Annotated in this window: 18 protein-coding genes and 1 pseudogene; 7 read left to right on the plus strand and 12 right to left on the minus strand. The window is 63.9% G+C overall.

Going from position 1 to position 22,881, the window contains the following annotated elements:
- Nucleotides 1-7: 7 nt before the first annotated feature.
- The 4 genes and pseudogenes from A5636_RS21775 to A5636_RS21790 form a co-directional block, all read right to left on the minus strand.
- Complete coding sequence (locus A5636_RS21775) at nt 8-1,081, minus strand: poly-gamma-glutamate hydrolase family protein (RefSeq protein WP_065160712.1); 1,074 nt, start codon at nt 1,079-1,081, stop codon at nt 8-10.
- A pseudogene (locus A5636_RS21780) lies at nt 1,081-2,366 on the minus strand (Nramp family divalent metal transporter). The gene A5636_RS21775 and the pseudogene A5636_RS21780 overlap by 1 nt, the downstream one beginning before the upstream one ends.
- Nucleotides 2,367-2,391: 25 nt before the next feature.
- On the minus strand, nt 2,392-3,102 hold the full coding sequence (locus A5636_RS21785) for an SDR family oxidoreductase (protein WP_065160714.1): 711 nt from the start codon (nt 3,100-3,102) through the stop codon (nt 2,392-2,394).
- 109 nt (nt 3,103-3,211) lie between these two features.
- A complete protein-coding gene (locus tag A5636_RS21790; RefSeq protein ID WP_065160715.1) occupies nt 3,212-4,003 on the minus strand; it encodes an SDR family oxidoreductase in 792 nt (263 codons plus the stop codon).
- 228 nt (nt 4,004-4,231) lie between these two features.
- Between A5636_RS21790 and pstS (A5636_RS21795) the strand changes: the two genes are divergently transcribed.
- Genes pstS (A5636_RS21795) through pstA form a run of 3 tightly spaced genes read left to right on the plus strand, consistent with a single transcriptional unit; the run spans nt 4,232 to nt 7,301 of the window.
- A complete protein-coding gene (gene pstS, locus A5636_RS21795; RefSeq protein ID WP_065160716.1) occupies nt 4,232-5,356 on the plus strand; it encodes a phosphate ABC transporter substrate-binding protein PstS in 1,125 nt (374 codons plus the stop codon).
- A 12-nt stretch (nt 5,357-5,368) separates the two neighbouring features.
- Nucleotides 5,369-6,343 carry a phosphate ABC transporter permease subunit PstC gene (pstC, locus tag A5636_RS21800; protein WP_065160717.1) on the plus strand — a complete coding sequence of 325 codons (975 nt, stop codon included), beginning with the start codon at nt 5,369-5,371 and terminating at the stop codon, nt 6,341-6,343.
- A 7-nt stretch (nt 6,344-6,350) separates the two neighbouring features.
- Entirely contained in the window at nt 6,351-7,301 is a 951-nt protein-coding gene (gene pstA, locus A5636_RS21805) for a phosphate ABC transporter permease PstA (RefSeq protein ID WP_065160718.1), read from the plus strand.
- A 25-nt stretch (nt 7,302-7,326) separates the two neighbouring features.
- Here the strand turns inward: pstA and A5636_RS21810 are convergent, their stop codons facing one another.
- The 4 genes from A5636_RS21810 to A5636_RS21825 all read right to left on the minus strand — a co-directional run bounded on the left by A5636_RS21810 (nt 7,327) and on the right by A5636_RS21825 (nt 12,890).
- The gene (locus A5636_RS21810; protein WP_065160754.1) at nt 7,327-9,435 is read right to left on the minus strand and encodes a serine/threonine-protein kinase PknD; all 2,109 of its coding nucleotides are present in this window, start codon (nt 9,433-9,435) and stop codon (nt 7,327-7,329) included.
- Nucleotides 9,436-9,798: 363 nt separating this feature from the next.
- A complete protein-coding gene (gene pstS / locus A5636_RS21815) occupies nt 9,799-10,923 on the minus strand; it encodes a phosphate ABC transporter substrate-binding protein PstS (protein ID WP_065160719.1) in 1,125 nt (374 codons plus the stop codon).
- Between the two features lie 76 nt (nt 10,924-10,999).
- Nucleotides 11,000-11,950 carry a Ku protein gene (locus tag A5636_RS21820; protein ID WP_065160720.1) on the minus strand — a complete coding sequence of 317 codons (951 nt, stop codon included), beginning with the start codon at nt 11,948-11,950 and terminating at the stop codon, nt 11,000-11,002.
- A 4-nt stretch (nt 11,951-11,954) separates the two neighbouring features.
- Nucleotides 11,955-12,890, minus strand: a complete 936-nt coding sequence (locus A5636_RS21825; protein WP_065160721.1) for a carbohydrate kinase family protein — start codon at nt 12,888-12,890, stop codon at nt 11,955-11,957.
- Between the two features lie 37 nt (nt 12,891-12,927).
- On the opposite strand from A5636_RS21825, the gene A5636_RS21830 reads away from it, so the two are divergent.
- The 3 genes from A5636_RS21830 to A5636_RS21840 all read left to right on the plus strand — a co-directional run bounded on the left by A5636_RS21830 (nt 12,928) and on the right by A5636_RS21840 (nt 17,553).
- Nucleotides 12,928-15,192 (plus strand): ATP-dependent DNA ligase, encoded by a 2,265-nt coding sequence (locus tag A5636_RS21830; RefSeq protein WP_065160722.1) that lies wholly within the window; start codon nt 12,928-12,930, stop codon nt 15,190-15,192.
- Nucleotides 15,189-17,162: a fumarylacetoacetate hydrolase family protein gene (locus A5636_RS21835; RefSeq protein ID WP_065160723.1), complete on the plus strand. Its 1,974-nt coding sequence runs from the start codon at nt 15,189-15,191 to the stop codon at nt 17,160-17,162. The genes A5636_RS21830 and A5636_RS21835 overlap by 4 nt, the downstream gene beginning before the upstream one ends.
- Before the next feature lie 175 nt (nt 17,163-17,337).
- A complete protein-coding gene (locus tag A5636_RS21840) occupies nt 17,338-17,553 on the plus strand; it encodes a hypothetical protein (RefSeq protein ID WP_155763946.1) in 216 nt (71 codons plus the stop codon).
- 237 nt (nt 17,554-17,790) lie between these two features.
- On the opposite strand, the gene A5636_RS21845 is transcribed toward A5636_RS21840, so the two are convergent.
- Nucleotides 17,791-18,510, minus strand: coding sequence for a PE family protein (locus A5636_RS21845; protein ID WP_172827292.1), 720 nt, complete (start codon nt 18,508-18,510; stop codon nt 17,791-17,793).
- Between the two features lie 501 nt (nt 18,511-19,011).
- Between A5636_RS21845 and A5636_RS21850 the strand changes: the two genes are divergently transcribed.
- Nucleotides 19,012-19,809, plus strand: coding sequence for an enoyl-CoA hydratase/isomerase family protein (locus tag A5636_RS21850; RefSeq protein WP_172827294.1), 798 nt, complete (start codon nt 19,012-19,014; stop codon nt 19,807-19,809).
- A 3-nt stretch (nt 19,810-19,812) separates the two neighbouring features.
- On the opposite strand, the gene A5636_RS21855 is transcribed toward A5636_RS21850, so the two are convergent.
- From A5636_RS21855 to A5636_RS21865, 3 genes are all read right to left on the minus strand, one after another.
- Nucleotides 19,813-20,682, minus strand: a complete 870-nt coding sequence (locus tag A5636_RS21855) for a TIGR03619 family F420-dependent LLM class oxidoreductase (RefSeq protein WP_065160727.1) — start codon at nt 20,680-20,682, stop codon at nt 19,813-19,815.
- A gap of 9 nt (nt 20,683-20,691) precedes the next feature.
- Nucleotides 20,692-21,456 (minus strand): STAS domain-containing protein, encoded by a 765-nt coding sequence (locus tag A5636_RS21860; RefSeq protein WP_065160728.1) that lies wholly within the window; start codon nt 21,454-21,456, stop codon nt 20,692-20,694.
- Nucleotides 21,457-21,720: 264 nt separating this feature from the next.
- Complete coding sequence (locus A5636_RS21865; protein ID WP_253900667.1) at nt 21,721-22,692, minus strand: DUF4873 domain-containing protein; 972 nt, start codon at nt 22,690-22,692, stop codon at nt 21,721-21,723.
- Between the last annotated feature and the right edge of the window lie 189 nt (nt 22,693-22,881).

Below are 22,881 nucleotides of genomic sequence, written 5' to 3' on the forward strand. Positions count from 1 at the left end.
CCTCCATTCAACGACGGGTAGAAAGCTGCCACGACTGCGCCGCGGCCGCCAAACTGTCGACCAATCCGGAAGTGACCGGCGACAAGCCGTCCGGACCCGGCAGGGGACTGCGCGGGCTCAAACCGCGGACCCGAACCGGCAATTCCAGCTGCGTCCCCCCGTGGCGAACCCTGTTGACCGGGTTGTCCGGGTGCAGGCCACGTAGCTCGGCCGGAATCGCATCCAGATCGGTCACCACCTCATACCCGGGGAGCCGGATATGGGCCGCCACATGCGCGGCCAGAGCGCGATTCCGCCCACCCGCTAGCAACTGGGACTCGCGCCCGATGCGGCCATAGCCGTGCAGCGATACCGCCACGTCGACGTGTTCGAGAAACTCGGCCAGCCGGGCAGATTCGGCAGGATCGAATTTCGACGACGGCAGATGGTGGTTGCACCGGTCGGGGTGACGCACCACATACACCGAGGCGTCGACGGCGGCAGCGGCCCGTTCGGCTACCACGTCGGTCATTTGTTCCAGGCCGCCGCCGTGGATGGCAAGAAACCCGAAACGGGACCGCAAGCGGCTCACTTCGACTATCCCCGTTTCCGCGAGCAGTTCTGAAAGCGATTGCGGCCCAGTCCCGTTAGGGGTTGGCCGAAGCGGCCAGTGGGCCGGGTCCCAGCGGTGCAGAAAGTCGATCCAGCGTTGCGGCAGCCCGTGGTGGGTGGCACCGTCGACGATGCGCGAAAGGTAACCGGGTCGAGGCGGACCCGGCGTCACCCGATGGTCGATGTACACCCACGCCGGTGCCGGCCCGGAGTCGGTGTGCACGGTCAGCTCATCGCGCCGGTACCGCACCGGCACTCCTTCGGCGCTGTCCAGCACCCTCAGGTCGTGGTCGGACAGTTGCCAGAGCACGCCGTGCACTTCGTTGCCCACGATCGGTTCGACGGTGGCCACGCCACGTTGGTTGATCAACCAGCCGTGGTCACTCAACACCGCGGGCCGCGGGTCGACGGCGTCCGGGCATCGTTCCGCCATCTGATGCACGCACAGGTTTGATCCGTATGCGAAGTAAGGGTGCCGGCGGACCGGCATCAACCAGTCACCGTCAGATAGATCAGCACCACGTTAAGCAGACTAATCATCACCGCCACCACCCAGCCAACGACGGTCGTTGCATGGTGATTGGCGTCGCCGCCCATCAGCTCACGGTTCGCGGTGAGTCGGATGAGCGGAAGTACGGCGAACGGAATGCCGAAGGACAGCACGACCTGCGAAAGCACCAGGGTCCGGGTGGGATCGACGTTCAGTGCCAACAGGGCGATCGCGGGGCACAGCGTGAGCAACCGGCGCACCACCATCGGAACCGACCAGTCCAGTAGCCCCTGCATGATCATGGCTCCGGCGTACGCGCCCACCGAGGACGACGCCAAGCCCGAGGCGAGCAGCCCGACCGCGAACAAGATCGCGATCGTCGGTCCCAGCGTGCCGCGTACCGCCTCGTAGGCGGCTTCGATGGAACCGACGTCGCCATGACCGCGCATGTTGAACGCGGCAACCAGCAGCATCGCCGCGTTGACCCCACCGGCGATCACCATGGCGATCCCCACGTCCCAGCGGGTGATGCGCAGCAACCGGTGTCGGCTCGGCCCTGGCTCGGGATGTCCGTGCCGGTCGCGGGCCAGCCCGGAATGTAGGTACACCGCGTGCGGCATCACCGTGGCGCCCAGGATGGCGGCGGCCAGCAACACGCTTTCGGCGCCGTGGAAGCGCGGCACCAGGCCGCCCAGCACCTCACCGGCCGGTGGGGTCGCAACGAAGAAACTGGCTGTGAAGCCGACCGCGATTACCAGCAGCAGTCCGGTGATCACCGTCTCGAACAGTCGCTGGCCACGGCGGTCCTTGATCAGCAGCAGCAGCAGTGAGATAGCCCCGGTAATCAGCCCGCCGACCGGCAGCGGCAAGCCGAACAGGATGCGCAACGCGACGGCCCCGCCGATCACTTCGGCGACGTCGGTGGACATCGCGACAATCTCGGCCTGTGCCCAGTACCCCAACCGCGCCGGTCGTGCCATCCGGTCCCCGATGGCCTCCGGGAGCGAACGTCCGGTGACCAGACCGAGTTTCGCCGAAAGGTACTGGACCAGGCCGGCCATCACGTTTGCGGCGACGATCACCCACAACAGGAGGTAGCCGAACTGGGTTCCCGAGCTGACGTTGGCCGCGACGTTGCCCGGGTCGACGTAGGCGATCGCGGCGACGAAAGCGGGCCCCAGCAGGTACCAGTTCGTTCTGCCAGAGGACGTGATTTCCGGCGCCATTCACCAGCCTTCGGCGGTCGAGAAGCGGGACCAAATAAAAAAGTGAGGTTACCCGAAATCTACCCGCCCCCGCGCAGAGGCCCGCTAGCCGGCGCCGATGCTCCCTCCGCCGTCAACCCGCAGCACCTGCCCCGTTATGTAGCCCGCGTCTTCGTCCAGTAGGGCGCAGATCATATGCGCGATCTCAGCAGGAGTTCCGACACGACGCATCGGGATGGCACTGAGAAGTCGAGCTTCGCGTTCGGATCCTGCCGGACTGCGCTCGCGGTACATCTCGGTTTCGATCGGTCCCGGCGCGACGGCATTGACCGTGACACCCGTCTCCGCAAGCTCGGCGGCCCAGATGCGGGTGCAGGTTTCCAGAGCGCCTTTCGCCGCAGCGTAGGGCGTGCGCTCGTTGGTCCCACGCGTCGTCATGCTGCTGAGATTGACGATCCGGCCCCATCCCGCGGCCGTCATGCCCGGCAGCACCGCTTGCACCACTTGCACCGCGGTGCGCACGTTCATGTCGTAGGTCGAAAACAGGTCATCGAGTTCGATCGAACCGATGCGGCCGAACCGGGCGAACCCGACGTTGTTGACCACCGCGTCGACCCTTCCATCAGCGACCACCTGTGCCAGCGTCGCCGCCGTGCCCGCTTGGTCGGTCAAGTCGACCGGGTAGAACGGTCCCGGGAAATCCTCCGGCGCGGTCCGCGCCAGGCCGATCGGCTCCTGGCCGTTGCGGGCCACCCGGTCGGCGACGGCTCGGCCGATACCTTTGGAGGCGCCGGTGATCAGCACCCGTCTGGACATCGCGTTCCCCTCTTCGCTGGCGATGTCTCAATTCTGGTGCCGGACGGGCGGCGTGGGGAATGGGATTAAGCCAAGATTCCCACGGAAACCGACATGCCCGTGCCGGACCTCACAGATCGGGTACAGGTATCTCCAGGTTGGGGAAGGTGAGCCCGCCGTCGACTTCCAACGTCTTACCGGTGAGGAAGCCGCCGGCTGGCGACGCCAAATAGAGTGCGGCAGAAGCGATATCGACCGGGTCGCCGAGGCGGCGCAGCGGTGTCGCCCGCTCCATCGGCGCGCGCAGTTCGTCATTGCTGGCCACGACGTCTAGCGCCGAAGTAAGGATGGAGCCCGGAGCAATGGCGTTGACCCGGATGCGTGGACACAGGTCCAGGGCCGTGAGCCGGGTGTAGTGCGACAACGCGGCTTTGGCCGTGCCATAGGCGGCGAAACCCCGTCCCGCGAGCCGGCCGATCGCCGAGGTGATGTTGATGATGCTGCCGCCACCGGAGTGTTCGAGCATCAGCGGCACGGCCGCAACGGTCAGTGCGTGAGCCGTGCCGACATTGAACGTGAATGCGTCCTTGAGGTCCTTGGTCGAGGTGGTCAACAGCGTGTTGGGCATGGTGCCTCCGACGTTGTTGACGACGATGTCCAGTTTTCCGAACGCGTTGACGGCCTCCGCAGCCAAGTTCGCGGTGTCTTCGGGATGGGCCAGATCTGCGGCCACGACGTGAGCGCAGCGCCCGATTGCCCGGACCTGCTCGGCGACCTCGTCGAGTTGGGATTGTGTTCGCGACGCGATGACGACATCGGCGCCTGCTTCGGCAAATGCCAGCGCAATGGCCGCACCCAGGCCGCGGCCGGCTCCGGTGATGACGGCGACTTTGTCGTCGAGGCGGAACCTGTCGAGGATCACTGCGGCCCCGTTTCAGTTGTCGGCCGAAACAGCAGTGTCCGCCGTCCCGGGAGGATTTCTGTAACAGGTTCTAGTTTGGCACAGCTGTCCGGTAGCCGATCGTGCGACCCTTCCAACCGAAGTTACGTGTTGTTAATGTAGCTACCGAACAGCAATGAAGGGGCTGGTTGACGGTCGCTGCGGAGGGACGGCGACTAGTATGTTTCATCACTACCGTTAGGAACTGAATTGAAACTCAACCGATTTGGCGCCGCGCTGGGTGTCCTGGCTTCAGGAGCACTGGTTCTGTCGGCGTGCGGGAGCGACAACAATGCAGGTGGAGGAAGCCAAGGTTCGTCCGGAGGTTCCTCGGCGCCGACTAACGTCAGTTGCGGTGGCAAGAAGACGCTGAAAGCCAGTGGATCCACCGCGCAGGCCAACGCGATGACTCGGTTCGTCAAAGCGTTCGAATCGGCTTGTCCCGGGCAGACACTCAACTACACCGGCAATGGTTCGGGTGCTGGTATCAGCGAATTCAACGGCAACCAAACGGATTTCGGCGGCTCGGACTCGCCGCTGAGCGCCGAAGAGGCGGCGGCGGCTCAGCAGCGCTGCGGCGGCGCGCCGGCCTGGAACCTTCCGGTGGTGTTCGGACCGATCGCGGTCACCTACAACCTCTACGGCGTGAGCGCGTTGAATTTGGACGGAGCCACTCTGGCCAAAATTTTCAACGGTGCTATCACCACCTGGAATGATCCCGCAATCGCGGCACTGAACTCTGGCACCAACCTGCCCGCGACGCCCATCCACGTCGTGTTCCGCAGCGACGAGTCCGGCACCACCGACAACTTCCAGCGCTACCTCGACGCGGCGTCTAACGGCGCGTGGGGCAAGGGCACCGGCAAAGCCTTCAAGGGTGGCGTCGGCGAGGGCGCCAAGGGCAACGACGGCACGTCGGCGGCGATCAAGAGCACTGAAGGGTCGATCACCTACAACGAGTGGTCGTTCGCTCAGGGCCAGAAGCTGAACATGGCCAAGATCATCACGTCGGCCGGTCCCGAGCCGGTCACGATCGGCACCGACTCGGTCGGCAAGACGATCTCCGGCGCCACCATCGCCGGCCAAGGCAATGACCTGGTGCTGGACACGCTGTCCTTCTACCGGCCGACGCAACCCGGTTCGTACCCGATCGTGTTGGCCACCTACGAGATCGTCTGCTCGAAATACCCGGACGCGCAGGTCGGGACGGCTGTCAAGGCGTTCCTGCAGTCGACTATCGGCAATGGCCAGAATGGGCTGGGTGACAACGGATATGTGCCCATCCCGGACTCTTTCAAGTCCAGGTTGTCGACCGCAGTTAACGCCATCTCCTGAGCTGAGGTTCACGTGGTAACTACCCCGCTAGCCAAAGCTGCGCTAGCGGAGGTAGACGCGCGCGCGTCGCGGCGGGCAGATCGGCTGTTCAAACTGCTTGCCGCGGCGGCGGGCTCCACCATTGTGGTGGCGATCGTGTTAATCGCTGTCTTCCTGTTGGTCCGAGCGATTCCGTCGCTGCGCGCGAACCACGTGAACTTTTTCACCAGCGCCAAATTCGACACCTCCGACGGCGACAAGTTGGCCTTCGGCATCCGCGACCTCTTCATGGTGACGGTGCTCAGTTCGGTCAGTGCCCTGGTGTTGGCCGTGCCGATCGCGGTCGGCATCGCGGTGTTCATCACGCAGTACGCCCCGGTCAGGCTGTCGCGGCCGTTCGGTGCGATGGTCGACCTGCTGGCCGCGGTGCCGTCGATCATCTTCGGGTTGTGGGGGATCTTCGTGCTGGCGCCCCAGCTGCAGCCACTGGCTGAATTCCTGAACCGCCATCTGGACTGGATCTTCCTGTTCAAAAAGGGCAACGTCTCGCTGGCGGGTGGCGGGACGATATTCACCGCGAGCATCGTGCTGGCGGTGATGATCCTGCCGATCATCACGTCGGTGTCGCGTGAAGTGTTCCGGCAGACGCCACTGATGCAGATCGAGGCGGCACAGTCACTTGGTGCGACGAAGTGGGAGGTGGTGCGGATGACCGTGCTGCCCTTCGGACGCAGCGGTGTGGTCGCCGCGTCGATGCTGGGCCTGGGCCGTGCGCTGGGTGAGACCGTGGCGGTGCTGATCATCCTGCGGTCGGCCGCGAAGCCGGGCACATGGTCGGTGTTCGACGGCGGCTACACGTTTGCCTCCAAGATCGCTTCAGCCGCTTCGGAATTCAGCCGGCCGCTACCGACCGGGGCGTACATCTCGGCGGGGTTCGCGTTGTTCGTCCTGACGTTCATGGTCAACGCCGCCGCCCGCGCGATCGCCGGTGGCAAGGTCAACGGATGAGGCACCGATGACGGTCGACGCGCTCGACATGCCGCTCAAGGTCGTGGTGTTCCGCCCCCTGAGTACGTGGCGGCGGATCAAGAACGGCATTGCGACCGCCTTCTTCTTGGCCTCGTTCCTGGTGGCGCTGGTGCCGTTGGTGTGGTTGCTGGCAGTCGTGATCGCACGCGGCTGGCGAGCTGTCATCCACGCTGACTGGTGGACCCATTCGCTGCGCGGCGTGCTGCCCGAGGAGTTCGCCGGCGGCATCTACCACGCGTTGTACGGATCCATGGTGCAAGCCGGTGTGGCCGCCTTGATCGCCGTACCGCTCGGCCTGATGACCGCGGTGTACCTCGTCGAATACGGGACCAGCCGGATGGCTCGGGTCACCACGTTCATGGTCGACGTCCTGGCCGGGGTGCCGTCGATCGTCGCCGCGCTATTCATCTTCAGCCTGTGGATCGCCACGCTCGGATTCGAACAGAGCGCCCTTGCCGTGGCATTCGCGCTGGTGCTGCTGATGCTGCCGGTGGTGGTGCGCGCCACCGAGGAGATGCTGCGACTGGTGCCCGACGAGTTGCGGGAAGCCAGCTATGCGTTGGGTGTTCCGAAATGGAAGACGATCGTACGGATTGTGACCCCGATCGCGATGCCGGGCATCGTTTCCGGTGTGTTGCTGGCCGTCGCCCGCGTGATCGGCGAGACCGCACCGGTACTGGTGTTGGTCGGATACAGCCGGTCGATCAACGTCGACATCTTCAGCGGCAACATGGCTTCGTTGCCGCTGCTGATCTATACCGAGCTCACCAACCCCGAACATGCCGGCTTCCTGCGGGTGTGGGGAGCGGCGCTGACCCTGATCATCATCGTGGCGCTGATCAATCTGGTGGCCGCGGCAATCAAATTCTTGGCGACCAAGGGCCTACTCCGCAAAGCATTCGGGGCGGCCGTTGAGGGCTTCCTCATCTTCCGCTAGGTCACTGCGCGAATCTTCCGCTAGGTCACTGCGCGATTCGCAGCACCCTGCCGTTGCCACGATCGGCGACGTAGACGTTGCCCTTCTTGTCCACCGCCACCGAAAGCGGCGTGTTCAGGCCGGTGAACGGCAACTCCACCGAAGCTGTCGCCCCGGCCGGTAGCTTTGCCACCACGTTGTTGTCGTGTTCGGTGACGTAGACGGCCCCGGCGCTGTCAACCGTGATGCCCCACGGTGCGCTCATGCCGGTGAACGGCAACACCGTCTGGTTCGACGTCCCGGCATCCAGCTTGAGCACCCTGTTGTTGTCGGTGTCGGTGGCATAGATGTTGCCGTCGCTGTCCACGGCCACCCCGTCGGGATTCTGCATGCCCTGGAACGGCACTTCGGTTTGTTCGTTGCTGCCCGCCGCCAACTTCAGCACCCTGTTGTTGCCGCGGTCGGCGACGTACACATTGCCCTGGGCGTCGACAGCGACCCCCTCCGGGTAGTTCAGACCGTTGAACGGCAGCACCACCTGGTTGTTCGACCCCGCCGACAACGACACCACCCGGTTGTTGAAATCGCTGACGTAGATCTTTCCGGCTCCGTCGACCGCGATGCCTTGGGGTTCGTAGAGCCCGTTGAACGGCTTCACGGTTGGTGACGTCGACCCGTCGGGTAGTGCCACCACGCGCCCGTACATGGTCTGGTTGGTGACGTAGACGACGCCGTTGCCATCGACCGCGACACCGCCCGGGGCGAAGCGGAAGTTGAGGCCATTGAACGGCATCACCTGTTGTCCGTCGGATGCCGTGGGACCGGAGTCTTTCTTGTCGTCGCCGCCGAAGATCATGAAGGCGGTGACAGCAGCGACCACAAGCAGCACGGCGGCGGCCGCGGCACCGATGATCAGGCCCTTGCGCGACTTGCGCGGCGGCGGCGTAGTCATCGGATGCGGCTGCGACGGCTGCTGGTACGGCGGCGCGCCGCCGAAACCAGGTCCGGAGGCGACTCCGGGTTGACTGGCGGCCCACCCGGCCGGGGCTACCGGGGCGGCCTGTGTCCACTGGTCTGAATTCTGGGGCCGCTCACGCCATCCGCCGGTGTTGGACGGTAGCGGCTGGACCATGGTCTCGTCGCCGGTATGCATCGGGGGCACCGGCCCGCGCATGGTCGCGGGGTCGCTGTACTGCTGCGGGGCGGACGCGTTGGAGTTGGTCCAACCCGTGTTCAGGCTCGGGTCGACGACGGGAGCAATCAGGGTCTCGTTGTCACCCTGCCGCAGGATGGTGGCCTCCTGGCGCTGCTCGGGCGTGGTGAGCGCGTCATGCGCGGCCGCGGCCAGATCACCCGCGGTCATGTACCGCAGGTTCGGGTTCTTCGCCATGCCTTTGGCGATCACCTGGTCCAGCGCCTCTGGAACGCGGCCAGGCCGGAGCACACTGGGCCGGGGGACCGGTTCCATCAGGTGGGAGGCGATCAGCCGTTCGACGCTGTCGGCGCGGTAGGGCGGCGCGCCGGTGAGACACTCGCCCAGGACACAGGCAAGCGCGTAGATATCGGCTTTATACGTGACCTCGTCGCCGGTGAATCGCTCCGGAGCCATATAGCTGTAGGTACCGACTGCCATCCCGCTCTGGGTCAGATTCGGGTCGTGAGCGGCGCGGGCGATGCCGAAGTCCACCAGGTAGGCGAAATCGTTGGCGGCGATCAGGATGTTCTCCGGCTTGACGTCCCGGTGGGTGACCCCGCTGGCGTGCGCGGCGTCCAGGGCCGCCGCGATCTGCCGCACGATGGCCACGGCCCGGGCCGGGGTCAGCGGACCGAATTGAGTCAGCATGGATCGCAGCGATACACCGTCGATCAGGCGCATTTCCACATAGAAATGTCCGTCGATCTCGCCGTAGTCGTGGATCGGCACGATGTGTGGCTCGGTGAGCCGCCCCGCGGTGTCCGCCTCGCGTTGCATGCGAGCCCGGAACACCGGGTTGTTGGAATACTGCGTCGAGATCAGTTTGAGGGCGACCACGCGGTGCTTCCGGGTGTCCTCGGCTTCGTAGACCTCTCCCATCCCGCCACGGCCGATCAGGCGTACCAACTGGTAGGGGCCAAACTGCGACCCCACCCGTGAATCCGAACCGGTGTTGGTCACCGTTAATGCTCCCTTCGCCCCGCCACCCGATGCCACAACGGCCGACTGGGCAACTTCGGCGGCCTCCGCTGCCGCCGGCGCACCCGCCATAACTGATGGTTAACACACGGTAAATCCTCGGAGAGTGGGCACACAACAAAATGGCACCACTGACATCGAATTTTGAATCACGAGTGAGTAACGCTGGTCCAAATTTCTCGTTCGACAGTTGCCTTATCCGCCCAATTCGCAACGTACCAGAGTGGCTTGCGCCCTTCGGAATTCGGGAGGCGGGGGCCGAGATGCGAGTCAGGGGTTGCCGTCGACGACACGGAACCGACCGCCCCGCAACGTGTCCCGATCAACCAGCGGGTTGACTGGTGGTCATCCGATGGCGTTCACGACCGGAATCAGCTTCGATTGGAACGAGTTCGGGAGCGGAATGTAGCCGTACTCGTCCAACCCGATCTGACCGTCGCCAATCGTGGATTGCATGAACGCCTTTACCGCCTGGCCGGTCGGCACATCCGGATACTTCGAGCAGACGATCTCGTAGGTGACCAACACTATCGGATAGGCCCCGGGCTGCGTCGGTCGGTAAAACGACGAGGTGTCCACGATCAGATCGTTCGGTTCCAAGCCGCCTTTGAACGTCGCACCGGCGATGGTTTTGCCTACGGTCTCAGCACTGATCGACACCGCCTCCGGGCCTGCGGAAGTGATGATCTGGGCCATATTCAACTGATGGCCGACCGCGAACGACCACTCGTTGTAAGTGATCGAACCATCGGTGCGCTTCATCGCCTGCGACGTTCCGTCGTTACCGGTGGCCCCTTCGCCGACGCCGCCGTTGAATACCTGGCCAGTGCCTTTGCCCCACGCGCCATTGGATGCCGCGTCCAGGTAGCGCTGGAAGTTGTCGGTGGTCCCGGACTGGTCCCCGCGGAACACGACGTGAATCGGGGTCGCGGGCAGGTTGGTGTTCTTGTTCAGCCCCTTGATCGCCGGGTCGTCCCACTTGGTGATGGCACCGTTGAAGATCTTGGCAACGGTGGGCCCGTCCAGGCTGAGCGAATTGATGCCGTTGATGTTGTAGGTGACTGCGATCGGGCCGAACACCACCGGGACGTCCCAGGCCGGTGATCCGCAGCGTTCCCTGGCCCGATCGGGTTCGCCCTTGTCGGGATTCATCGGCGAGTCGGAGCCGGCCAGGTCGGTCTGGCTGCTGAGGAACGCCTTCATTCCGGCGCCCGAGCCGTTTGCGTTGTAATCCAGCGTGTGGCCTGGGCAGGAGTGGATGTAGGCATAGACGAACTGCTCCATCGCATTCTTCTGGGCGGTCGATCCGCCGGCCAGGATCTTTTTCTTGCCGCCGCAGTTCACCGGGACGACGGGTGTGGTGCTCGATCCGGACGAGGACGAGTTGCCTGAATTGCCGCCGCAACCCGCAAGCACGAGGGCGCTGGCAACGAGCAGGCTGAGTGCGACGCCAGGTCCACTGAACTTCACGGCAACTCTCCTAACAGTCAAACCCGACGAGATGAACCCAGAATTTTACTGGTGGCCCCGGAGGGGTCAAGATTTCTTAAGATTTCGACGCCGCTTTGGAACCCGCTTTCTTGGCCGGTGATTTCTTGGCCGCTGCTTTTTTGGCCGGAGATTTCTCGGCCGGCGCTTTTTCTGCGGCGGCTTTTTTGGCCGGCGCTTTCTTGGCTGCCGTCTTCTTCGCCGGCGCTTTGCCGTCACCCGATCGGGCTTTGACGCTGGCCTCCAGCTTGGCCAGCAGGTCGGAGACGTCTTCGGTCTCATCCAGTTCGGTTGGCTGTTCCTCGACCGTAAATGCCTCTCCGCCTTCGAGTTTGGCGTCGACGAGTTCTTGCAACTGTTCCTGGTAGGTGTCGTGGTAGCGGTCGGGGTTGAAGTCGTCGGCCATCGATTCCACCACTTGGCCGGCCATCTTGAGTTCGGCCGGCTTGATGTCAACTTCCTTGTCCAGCACGGGGAAGTCTGGGTCGCGGATCTCGTCGGGCCACAGCAACGTGTGGATCACCATCACGTCGCGTTTGCCGAAGTCCTTGACGCGCAGGGCGGCCAGTCGGGTCTTGTTGCGCAGCGAGAAATGCACGATGGCCATTCGGTCCGTGTCGGCGAGCGTCTTGGCCAGCAACACATAGGATTTGGACGACTTGGAATCAGGCTCGAGAAAGTAGCTGCGGTCGAACAACATCGGATCGACTTCGCTGGCGGGGACGAACTCCAACACCTCGATTTCGCGACTACGTTCTTCGGGCAAGGTGGAGATGTCGTCGTCGGTGATCACCACTGAACGTCCATCGTCGGATTCGTAGGCTCGCGCGATGTCGCTGTACTCAACGACTTCCCCGCACACCTCGCAGACTCGTTTGTACCGGATACGTCCGTTGTCCTTGCCATGCACCTGATGGAATTTGATGTCGTGATCCTGGGTGGCCGAATACACCTTGACCGGCACATTCACTAGCCCGAACGCGATCGAGCCCTTCCAAATGGAGCGCATTTGGTCAGTATGCCCCGTGCGGGTCTCGATAACCTCTTGCGTCGTTGAGCGCGGCGCGATCCGGTAGGTCGGCCCCGGCCCGCGTCACGGTAAGGGCCGCTGCGGCGGTGGCCCGTTCGAGGGCCGATGTCAGGTCGCCAAGATCGATCCGGCGCAGGGCGTCGCGGCGGTCTCCGCCCAGCACGCCCAGTTCCCAGAGGCCGTCGAGCAGGCCGACCATGAATGCATCGCCGGCACCGACTGTGTCCACCACCTCCAGTGCAGGGGCAGGCACCAGGACCTCGCCGGCCGAACACAAACCGAGCGCGCCCCGATCACCCATGGTCAGTGCCACCAGCGCCGGTCCGCACGCCAGCCAACTACGCGCCGTGTCCTGCGGAGTCCGGTCCGGCGCGAGCCAGCGCAGGTCCTCGTCGCTGGTCTTCACAACGTCGCTGCGTTCCAGCAGTTTGTCGATGCGTTCCCGCGCCTGATCGCGGTCGACAATGACGGACGGCCGAATATTCGGGTCGAGGGTGACGGTCGCCGAGACGCGGTAGGTGTCCACCAGAGCGGCTACCGCAAGACAACCCGGCTCGCGCACTGCGGCGATGGACCCGGTGTGGACGAACAGGGGCGGTGGCACCGGCGGTGTCCCGGTAAGTTGCCAATCCAGGTCGAAGGCATAGGTGGCGGAGCCGTCCCGGTCGATGGTCGCCACCGCGGTCGGGGTGCGTGTCGCGCCGATGCTTCCCGGAACAAGTTGAGCGCCAGCAGCTTTGACGTGGCCAGCGATGCGCCGGCCACGGGCGTCGTCGGCGATGTGGGTCAGGAAGTCGACGTCCCGGCCCAACCGGGCCAGCCCGACCGCGACGTTCAGCGGACTGCCGCCCACGTGCTCGGCGCCGGTCGGTCCGGTGACGACGTCGATCAGCGCCTCACCGATCACCAGGCCCTTCATCGGCCCTGCCCCATACTCGACACGTTACGTTGGCACTATGGGATCGGCACAGGAGCAGCGGGTCAAACTGACCAATGCCGACAAGGTCCTGTATCCGGCGACCAGCACTACGAAGCGCGAGATCTTCGAGTACTACACCAACATCGCCGAGGTGATGATTCCGCACATTGCGGGGCGGGCCGCGACCCGCAAGCGCTGGCCCAACGGCGTCGACGAACCCGCGTTCTTCGAGAAACAGCTGGCGTCGTCGGCGCCCGACTGGCTGCCGCGTGCGAGCATCACCCACCGGTCTGGAACCACGACCTATCCGGTTATCGACAGCATCGATGGGCTGGCCTGGATAGCGCAGCAGGCCGCCCTGGAGGTGCACGTGCCGCAGTGGCGGTTTGTCGCGGAGTGGACCCGCAGCGGGGAAACACTCAAGCCCGGTCCGGCGACCCGATTGGTATTCGACCTGGACCCGGGTGAAGGCGTGACGATGGTCCAAATGGTCCGGGTCGCAAAGGCGGTGCGGGAGATGATGGCCGATATCGGCCTGACCACGTACCCGCTCACCAGCGGCAGCAAGGGATTGCACCTGTATGCGCCGCTGGATGAGCCGGTGAGTAGCCGAGGCGCCACCGTGCTGGCGAAACGTGTTGCGCAGCAACTGGAGAAGAGCATGCCCAAGCTGGTCACCTCGGTGATGGCGAAGAACGTGCGGGCCGGCAAGATCTTTTTGGACTGGAGTCAGAACAACGGCGCGAAGACCACCATCGCACCGTATTCGCTACGCGGACGCGAGCATCCGACGGTCGCGGCGCCACGGACCTGGGAGGAGCTGGACGATCGCGGATTACGCCAGTTGCGCTATGACGAGGTGCTGGACCGGGTGGCCCGCGACGGCGATCTGATTGCCGCGCTGGATCCTGGTGTGCTGCTGCCGGATCGGCTGAGCAAGTATCGCAGCATGCGGGATGCGAACAAGACACCGGAGCCGGTGCCGCGATCGAAACCCACTACCGGGCAGAACAATACGTTTGTCATCCAGGAGCACCATGCACGTCGGCTGCATTACGATTTCCGGTTGGAGCGCGACGGTGTGCTGGTGTCCTGGGCTGTGCCGAAGAACCTCCCCGAAACGACATCGGTGAACCATCTGGCCGTCCACACCGAAGACCATCCGTTGGAGTACGCCGCATTCGAGGGCTCCATTCCCAAGGGGGAATACGGCGGCGGCAAGGTGATCATCTGGGACTCGGGCACCTACGAAGCGGAGAAGTTCCGCGACGATGAAGTTATCGTGAACCTGCACGGCAGCCGGATTTCCGGGCGGTATGCCCTGATCCAGACCAAGGGTCACCAGTGGTTGGCGCACCGGATGAAAGACCAGAACGTCTTCGACTTCGACGGTCTCGCGCCGATGCTCGCCACCCACGGGTCGGTGGCGGGCTTGAAGAAGGGTCAATGGGCGTTCGAGGGCAAGTGGGACGGGTACCGACTGTTGGTCGATGCCAACCACGGCGCGCTCCGGCTACGGTCCCGCAGCGGACGCGACATGACCCAGGAATACCCCCAATTGCAGTCGCTGGCAGCCGATCTCGCCGACCATCAGGTGATTCTGGACGGCGAAGTAGTGGCACTGAACTCGGCAGGCGTACCCAGTTTCAACGAGATGCAGAACCGGGTGCGTGCCACCCGCATCGAGTTCTGGGCGTTCGACCTGCTCTACCTGGACGGTCGTTCGCTATTGCGGGCAAAATATTCCGACCGGCGGAAGCTACTCGAAACCCTTAGCAGCGCCGGAGGACTCATCGTTCCCGAGTTGCTGCCCGGCGACGGCCCCGATGCGCTTGAGCACTCGCGTCGGCAAGGTTGGGAGGGGGTGGTCGCCAAGAAACGTGATTCGACGTACCAGCCGGGACGCCGGTCGGCCTCCTGGATCAAGGACAAGAACTGGAACACCCAGGAAGTCGTGATCGGTGGCTGGCGGGTCGGGGAGGGCGGACGCAGCAGCGGAATCGGCGCGCTGATGTTAGGCATTCCCGGACCTGACGGGCTGCAATTCGTAGGCCGGGTGGGAACCGGCTTCACAGATCGCGAACTGGCCAGCTTGAAGAAGACGTTGGCACCACTGCAGACCGACGAATCTCCTTTCACTCCAAAGCTTCCTGCCCGCGAAGCTCGGGGCGTCACCTTCGTCGAGCCGGTCCTGGTGGGCGAGGTGCGCTACAGCGAATGGACTCCGGAGAACCGGTTGCGGCAATCGAGTTGGCGCGGGCTGCGGCCGGACAAGAAACCAAGTGAGGTAGTGCGCGAATGAAATGGGTTACCTATCGAGGTGCGGACGGTGAACGGGTCGGTGTGCTTTCTGGTGGGCAGATTCACGCGTTACCGGCGGGGCGGTCGCTGCTCGAGTTGATTGGTGCGGGGCCCGACGTGTTGCACAGCGCCGGCGAAGAGGCGCTGCAGTCACCGGCGGCGGTGGTGGCACTGGAATCGGTGGCGCTGGCCGCGCCGATCCCGCGGCCGCCGTCGATCCGCGATTCGTTGTGCTTCCTGGACCACATGCGCAACTGCCAGGAGGCCACCGGTGGTGGGCGTGTGCTCACCGAGACCTGGTATCGCATTCCGGCGTTCTACTTCGCCTGCCCCGCAACGGTATTAGGTCCCTACGACGACGCCCCGATGGCGCCCGGAAGCGTCTGGCAGGACTTCGAATTGGAGGTCGCGGCGGTAATCGGCACCACCGGCAAAGACCTCTCGGTCGAGCAGGCCGAAGCGTCGATTATCGGCTACACGATCTTCAACGACTGGTCAGCACGGGACTTGCAGATGCTGGAAGGCCAACTGCGGATCGGGCAGGCCAAAGGCAAGGACAGTGGCGTCACTCTCGGCCCATACCTGGTCACCGCGGATGAGCTGGAACCGTTCCGGCGGGACGGCAAGCTGGGTTTGCAGGTGACCGCACTGGTCAACGACACCGTGATCGGCTCGGGGTCCACCGCCGCCATGGACTGGACCTTCGGCGAGGTCATCTCGTACATGTCGCGCGGCGTGACGCTGCAACCCGGTGATGTGATCGGCTCAGGCACCGTGCCCACCTGCACACTCGTCGAGCACTTGATGAATCCGGATACCTTTCCGGGCTGGCTGCGCGACGGTGACGTGGTGACCCTGCAGGTCGAGGGACTAGGTGAGACACGGCAGACCGTTCGAGCTACAGCGGAGCCGATTCCGTTGCCGCCCAGGCGTGATCCGGCGGCCGCCGGCCCGGTCTCGGGCCCGGTCTCGGGGCCGCACACCGCGCCGGCCTCGGTGCGGGTGAATCCCGCACGGGCGAAGGTGCCCTACACCCGCGGGTTGCACGAGGTTGCGGAAAAGGTGTGGGCGTGGACGCTGCCGGATGGCGGATACGGCTGGAGCAACGCCGGTCTGGTGGCCGGTGACGGTGCGTCGCTGTTGGTGGATACGTTGTTTGATCTGGCGTTGACCCGCGAGATGTTGACCGCGATGCGGCCGATCACCGATCGCGCTCCGATCACCGATGCGCTGATCACCCACTCCAACGGTGACCACACGCACGGCAATCAATTGCTGGACGACAGCGTGCGGATCATCGCCGCGCAAGGCACCTTCGACGAGATCGCCCACGACGCCGGTGTGGAGAGGCTGGCTGCTATCCAGACGGCGGACCTCGGCCCGGTCGCGACCCCCTACGCGCGGGAACGTTTCGGGCACTTCGATTTTAGCGGAATCACGGTGCGTAACGCCGATCAGACGTTCGACCGCTCGATGCAGTTCGACGTCGGCGGCAGGGAGGTACACCTGCTCAACCTCGGGCCCGCGCACACCGCCGCCGATTCGGTGGTGCACGTGCCCGACGCCGGTGTGCTGTTCGGTGGGGATCTGCTGTTCATCGGCTGCACGCCGATCGTGTGGTCGGGGCCGACCGCCAACTGGATCGCGGCGTGCGACGCCATGATCGCCCTGGACGCGCCGGTGGTGGTTCCCGGCCACGGTCCGGTCACCGATCCCGATGGAATACGCGGCGTACGTGACTATTTCGTGCACATCATCGCCCAGGCGGACGAGGCTTACGGGAAGGGTTTGTCGTTGGCGGAGGCCGTCGATGCCGTCGACCTGGGTGAGTACGCGTCCTGGCTGGACTCCGAGCGGATAGTGGTCAACATGTACCGGCGCTATTGCGAGCTGGATCCCGACACCCCGGCGCCGGAGTTGCTGGGTTTGTTTGCGATGCAGGCGGAGTGGTTGGCCAAGCGGCAGAGCTGACTGTTGCCGGGCCTGCGCAAAGGGCAACTTTGAAGACCGCTTTTTCCGCGGCTGGGTAACCTACTGTGCGTCCCCGTCAATGGGTGACATGACGGATTAGTTGAAGTAGTCACGTTGCCTGGGTGACTGACGCGGGTATGAAGTCATCGGCGCAGCATAGGATTTGGACCGTCTGGTGTTCTACCAAGCTGCCCGTGTCGTCGGCCGGTTCTTTGACCTCGCAGGCCCACATCCGTTGGGCCCGGCAGCACGGGGTGACACTGGCCTGCCACCGAAGAGCTATTTCGACCTGTACACCGACTTCGGTGACATCGTCGCATTGCTAATCGCGAAGGTGTCCGAGATAGAACTGGCCGCCCTGCATGGGTATGCCGGACCAGGGAGCCGCTAGCTGACGCTCGGGGACGCGCAAATTTAGATACGAAGGGCAAGAATATATTTGGTTAGGAAACCGTTGTCCGCAATCACGACCGGACACCAAATTACCGCACAGTACTGAGAGTCAGGATCACCGATCAGCAATGGCGTCAAATCACGTGTGGTTCATATTACTTGCCCGCTTCCGACGAGCAAAGACAACTGATGGCTTGCGTGCAGGAATGCCGAAACAATGCCACCGACGGGCTTCCTAATAAAGATACGTTGACCCAGGTATATGGACCCCACCGTGGATTTGGGGGAAGCTGAAGAACCCCCCACCTGTGGGCCTATCGAGATACATCTGCAGGCCGTAACCACCAAGATTTACGTCATATCCCGTACGGATTCCGAGATCATCCGCGGCTGCGAACTCCTGCACCGACGCCGCCCAGGAAAACGGTCCGACGCCAAGGGTCAGTGATCCTGTGAGGGATGCCTGGATTCCGTTGTTGCCATAGGGAGACACGGTAAAACCGGACGTTGAGAGATCATAGCTAAACCCCAAAAAGCCACCCTTAGCAAGGGAAATCGAGGGCGATGTATCGGCGGGGTTGGCGGCGCCGGCGCCTTGTCCGGCTGCCGCCAGGGGATGGCCCAGCAGGACCTGGGCGGGCGCGTTCACCGCGTTCTGAAGCACCTGCTGCGCGTTTGCGACCTCGGTATTCAGATACTGGGTTGCCCCCGCACTCAACAGCTTGACGAATTCCTCGTGAAATGCTGCCGCCCGCGCACTTAGGCCCTGAAATTGTTGTGCGTTCATACCAAACACTGAGGCGATAGCCATGGACACTTCGTCACTAGCTGGGGCAGCGATCGACGTCGTCTGAATCGCTGCTGCCGCACTGGCATTATTTACAGCAGCGCCAATATCTTGCAGGGTGCCAGATGCTGCAGCAACGATATCCGGCACCACGTTGAGTAGGTACATGGCTCGGCCCCTTCTCGACGCTGGCAGCATTCGCCACGCGATACGCTGGAGCGTAACAGGAAATGACACATTTGCAGCCAAACATTTCAAATTCGGCGCCAACTGTTCGCAAAGCTTTGTGCTAAACGTCCCGTTTGTCGTAGTGGCTATGTGGGTGCTGCTGCTAAAGAAACGGGACCTGCTGGGGCACTAGGCAGTACAGCATTTAGTCGCACCATCGACCCTCCCGGTGCCAGGGTGTTCCCCGGCAAGGTCGGGCGCCGCAACCGGCGGGCAAGACAGCCAACTTGTGAGTCAGTCCAGATAGGACCAGCCGAACCGTGTTCGGCCCGCCAGTCCGCGTCTGCGTCGTTTTTGAAGGGAGCAGGTCTTGAAACGTGGCTGTGAACGCGACACGGCTGCTCCCGGCTGGGCTGCCATCGTCGGCGCGCGAGGGATCATGGTCCGTGCCTGCGCCTTCTCGCAATCGCCTACGGTTCGCATATGGCACCGGAACCCGCAGTGAAGTTAGAAACCCTCGACGACAACATCGCCTGCATCACCCTTAATCGACCTAGCGTCCTGAACGCTATCGACCGATCGCTCATCGACGGTGTGGATGCGGCGTTGGATGCGTTGAGCGGTGGCGAGTTTCGGGCCGCAATTCTGACCGGTGCCGGGCGCGGCTTCTGCGCCGGAGCCGACCTGAGCGGAACCGGGCAGCCTTGGACCGACACCAAACCCGGCACCCCCAGTTTCAAGGCCAGCTACGACGCCCAGGTTCGCCTCGCCGACCTTTACGTGCGGCTCTACGAACTGCCGATCCCGGTGATCGCCGCCGTCAACGGCGTCGCCGTCGGCGGGGGACTCGCCTTTGCACTGCATTGCGACATCCGGATCGCCTCCGAGAGCGCCCGGTTCGGCTCGGTGTTCATCAAGGCCGGCTTTTCGTCGATGGATATGGGCACCAGCTACCTGTTGCCGAAGATCGTCGGGGCCGGGGTTGCCCGCGAGCTAATGCTGACCGGCCGCATCATCGACGCAGACGAGGCCTATGGCATCAAGCTGGTCCACGCAGTCGTCGATGCCGATGACTTGATGACCACGGCCCTGGACAAGGCGCGCGAAATCGCGGCCAACAACGCTCTAGGGGTGTGGCAGACCAAGATTGGTCTCAACGCTGCACTGGATGCGCCGAGTTTGCGGCACGCCATCGAGTTGGAGAATCGCACCCAGATCCTCACCGGCTTCACCAACAATCCCACCGAAGCCGCGCTGGCACACCGCGAGAAGCGCGCTCCGAAATGGGATGCGCTGTGACACCTACACTTTCGACATAACCTTGTCGGCGTACTTCTCCAGGTTGCGGATCTTGGTTTGCAGCGGCTCGGGATCGGGCCCTTTGATGTAGGGCCACCGGAAACCCACGATGACATCGGTGACGCCTTTGTCCTCGAGGCGCCTGATGCCGTCGACGGTGTAGGCGTCCGTCGAGATCACGTGGATCTCGAACGGACCGGTCTTGCCTTCTTCCTGACGAAACTTGTTGACCCTGGCGATGAGTCGGTCGAGTTCCTCGGGATCGCTTCCGCCCCCGTGCATCCAGCCGTCCAGGCGTGCGGCCCGGCGCAGCGCGGCGTCGGCGTGCCCACCCACCAGAATCGGAATCGGTTGCGTGGGTGCGGGACTCATCTTGGTTTTGGGGATGTCGTAGAACTCGCCATGGAATTCGAAGTAGTCTCCGGTGGTCAGGCCGCGGACGATCTCGATGCATTCGTCCATGCGCTTGCCGCGTCTGGCGAACGGTAACCCCATCAACTCGTAGTCCTCCGGCCACGGGCTGGTGCCCACCCCGAAGCCCACCCGGTTGCCATTCAGCGCAGCCAGCGATCCGAGTTGCTTGGCGGTGAGCGCGGGGTGCCGAACCGGCAGTTTGAGTACGAAGAAGTTGAACCGCAGCGTTGTCGTCACCGCGCTCAATGCCGCGGTGAGGACGAAGGTTTCGACGATCTCCTTGCCGTCCAGAAATTCGCGGTTGCCGTCAGCGGTGTAGGGATATTTCGAGTCTGACTCAAATGGGTAGGCGAGGCTGTCAGCGATCGTCATGCTGTGATACCCGGCCGACTCGGCCGCTTGGGCCAGGGGAATGTAGAAGGCCGGATCAGTCAGTGATTCGGCGTAGCTGAACCGCACGCGTACCCGTTACAGCTGGTTCTCTGGACCAATGACCGCCCAGACCGTCTTGCCCGACGACGTGGGAGTACTTCCCCAGGTGCGTGACAGTGCGTCGACGATCGCCAGCCCGGATACATCGACGCCTTTGGGGGGAGAGGCCAACCGCACGGCCGGTGCGGTGCTGCTGTCGGATACTGCGATGGTCGCGGTCTGTCCTTCGCACTCGATCCTCATCACCGGATCGCTGCCGGTGTGCTCGAGCACGTTTTCGATGAAGACGTTGACCACTACCAGCGCGACCGGGATCAGGCCTGGCTTCGACCAGTTGGTCAACCATTCCCGGACCAGTTGGCGCGATTCGCGCAGGCTGGTGACGTTGGCCGTCAGCTTCGTCTGTGAGTGCTGCAGTTTGCGCCGCCCGAGCCGCGCGACTGCCTTCATCGCACCCTTCTCGGTGGGGAAGACGGGCATGAAGTCGGCGACCCCGCTGCGGGCGATCGCATCGCGGGTAGCGCGGTTCGCGGAGACCAGCACGATCGGAACATCCGGCCGGGTGTCCAACTGCCACCGTGCGCTGACGAAGAGCGACCAGGCCGCATCGTCGGCAACATCAAGCGAGCTGACGTCGACAATGACAGCGGCGGGCACATCGAGAGTGGCCTTGGTGATGCAGTCGCGGAGCTCCGCGGAGTGACTGGCGTCGAGCACGCCCTCGGCGGTAATGATCACCACCGACTGCTCGGTTCGCGACGCGAGAGCCAGCGAACTGGAGGATTTGGCCACCGTGCTCATCGGAGTGTCAGTGTCATCGTGCCGTCCGGTCCCATCTCCCCGCTCCTCGAAACTTCTGCTCTGTCGCCTTGGCTTCAGTGCCGCCGCCTTCGTTGCTGGTATCGAGATCTGTCGCCGACCACCGTGCGCGCCCCCGGTGGGCCGCCGCAGAGACCATCCAGCGGATACCCACAAGGCGTGCGCGGTCAACCTCCAGTCAGGCCTTACTCAGCCTAACGGCAGTCAGGAGCGCTCGAAGCAGAGATTTTGCCGAGGGCCGGCGCGTCAGTCGCCCGTAACGGCGTATGGCGGCGAGCCCACGCCGGCCACCGAATGCGTTCCCCACGGCGTTTGCTCGACGATGCGCGCGGGCGCACGGCGGTCGCCCACCGTCAGTGTGGCCGCCCGTGTCTGCCTGAGCCCGTCCTGCGGGAGTGCGTCGAAAATGGTCCCCTGCCAGTGATAATTGCCGTCAAGCGGATCCAGATGTCCGATGAGACGAACGTGCACTGGGTGGCTTGCGCCGCCGATTTCCAGTGTCGCGGTGCCGTCGTAGGTGTCTTCGTAGTCGGGCGCCGACGACGACAGGTCGAACGCGGACGATGGCGGGGGCGGCGAGGCGGCACCCAGTTGGGCGCGCTCGTTGAACACCTGCTGACTACTGCGACGCACCTCGATGCGGTCACTGCCGGTGCGCTTCATCAACGAGACGCATGCGGCGATGTAGTGCGCTTGCGCGCTTCGGTCGGGGCCGCCGAGGAAGAAAAAGTTCGGGAGTCCGCGCACGGCCACCCCGAAGAACGGCTCCATGCCGTCCACCCAGACATCCCGCAGCGAGCGCCCACGAGCTCCGATCAGTGCTTGATCGTCCGCGGCGGCGAACCCGGTCCCGTAGATGATGGCGTCGACGGCGTGTTCCACGCCGTCGCTGGTCCGGATGCCGGTCGCGGTGATCGAATGGATTGTCGAACCCAGCGCCTGACCCGTTCGTAACGACCGGCCGCGCCGGCGCAGCCAGTTCTTGGCACGGGTCGGCCAGAGCTCCAGCTCCCTGACCACCCGCCGTGGTGCGTGGGGAAAAACGGTGACCGATTCAGCGGATGTCTTCAGCCGGCTGAGATGATGCCCGGCGAAAGAGTCGGTGCCGACGACTGCGACGCGCTTGCCGGCCGCGTGAAAGTGTGGCTCCCACTGTGCGGCATGAAACGCTTCGCCCCGAAAGTCGTTGCAGCCGGGTATCTCCGGTATCCATGGCATGATTGCCGGCTGATGTGCGGCGACGACGAGATGGCCGCGCACGACGTCGTCAGCGGTATGCAACGCCCAGGTGCCGGCGTCGTCGTCGAAAACCGAACGGAGCACTGCTTTTTCGAGCAGCGTGACGTCGGTAACCCCGACCGCCTGCAATGCTGCTTGAACGCTGGCGACGTCCTTCCCGGCGCCGAG

The organism is Mycobacterium asiaticum, from assembly GCF_001673315.1.
GTDB lineage: Bacteria > Actinomycetota > Actinomycetes > Mycobacteriales > Mycobacteriaceae > Mycobacterium > Mycobacterium asiaticum_B.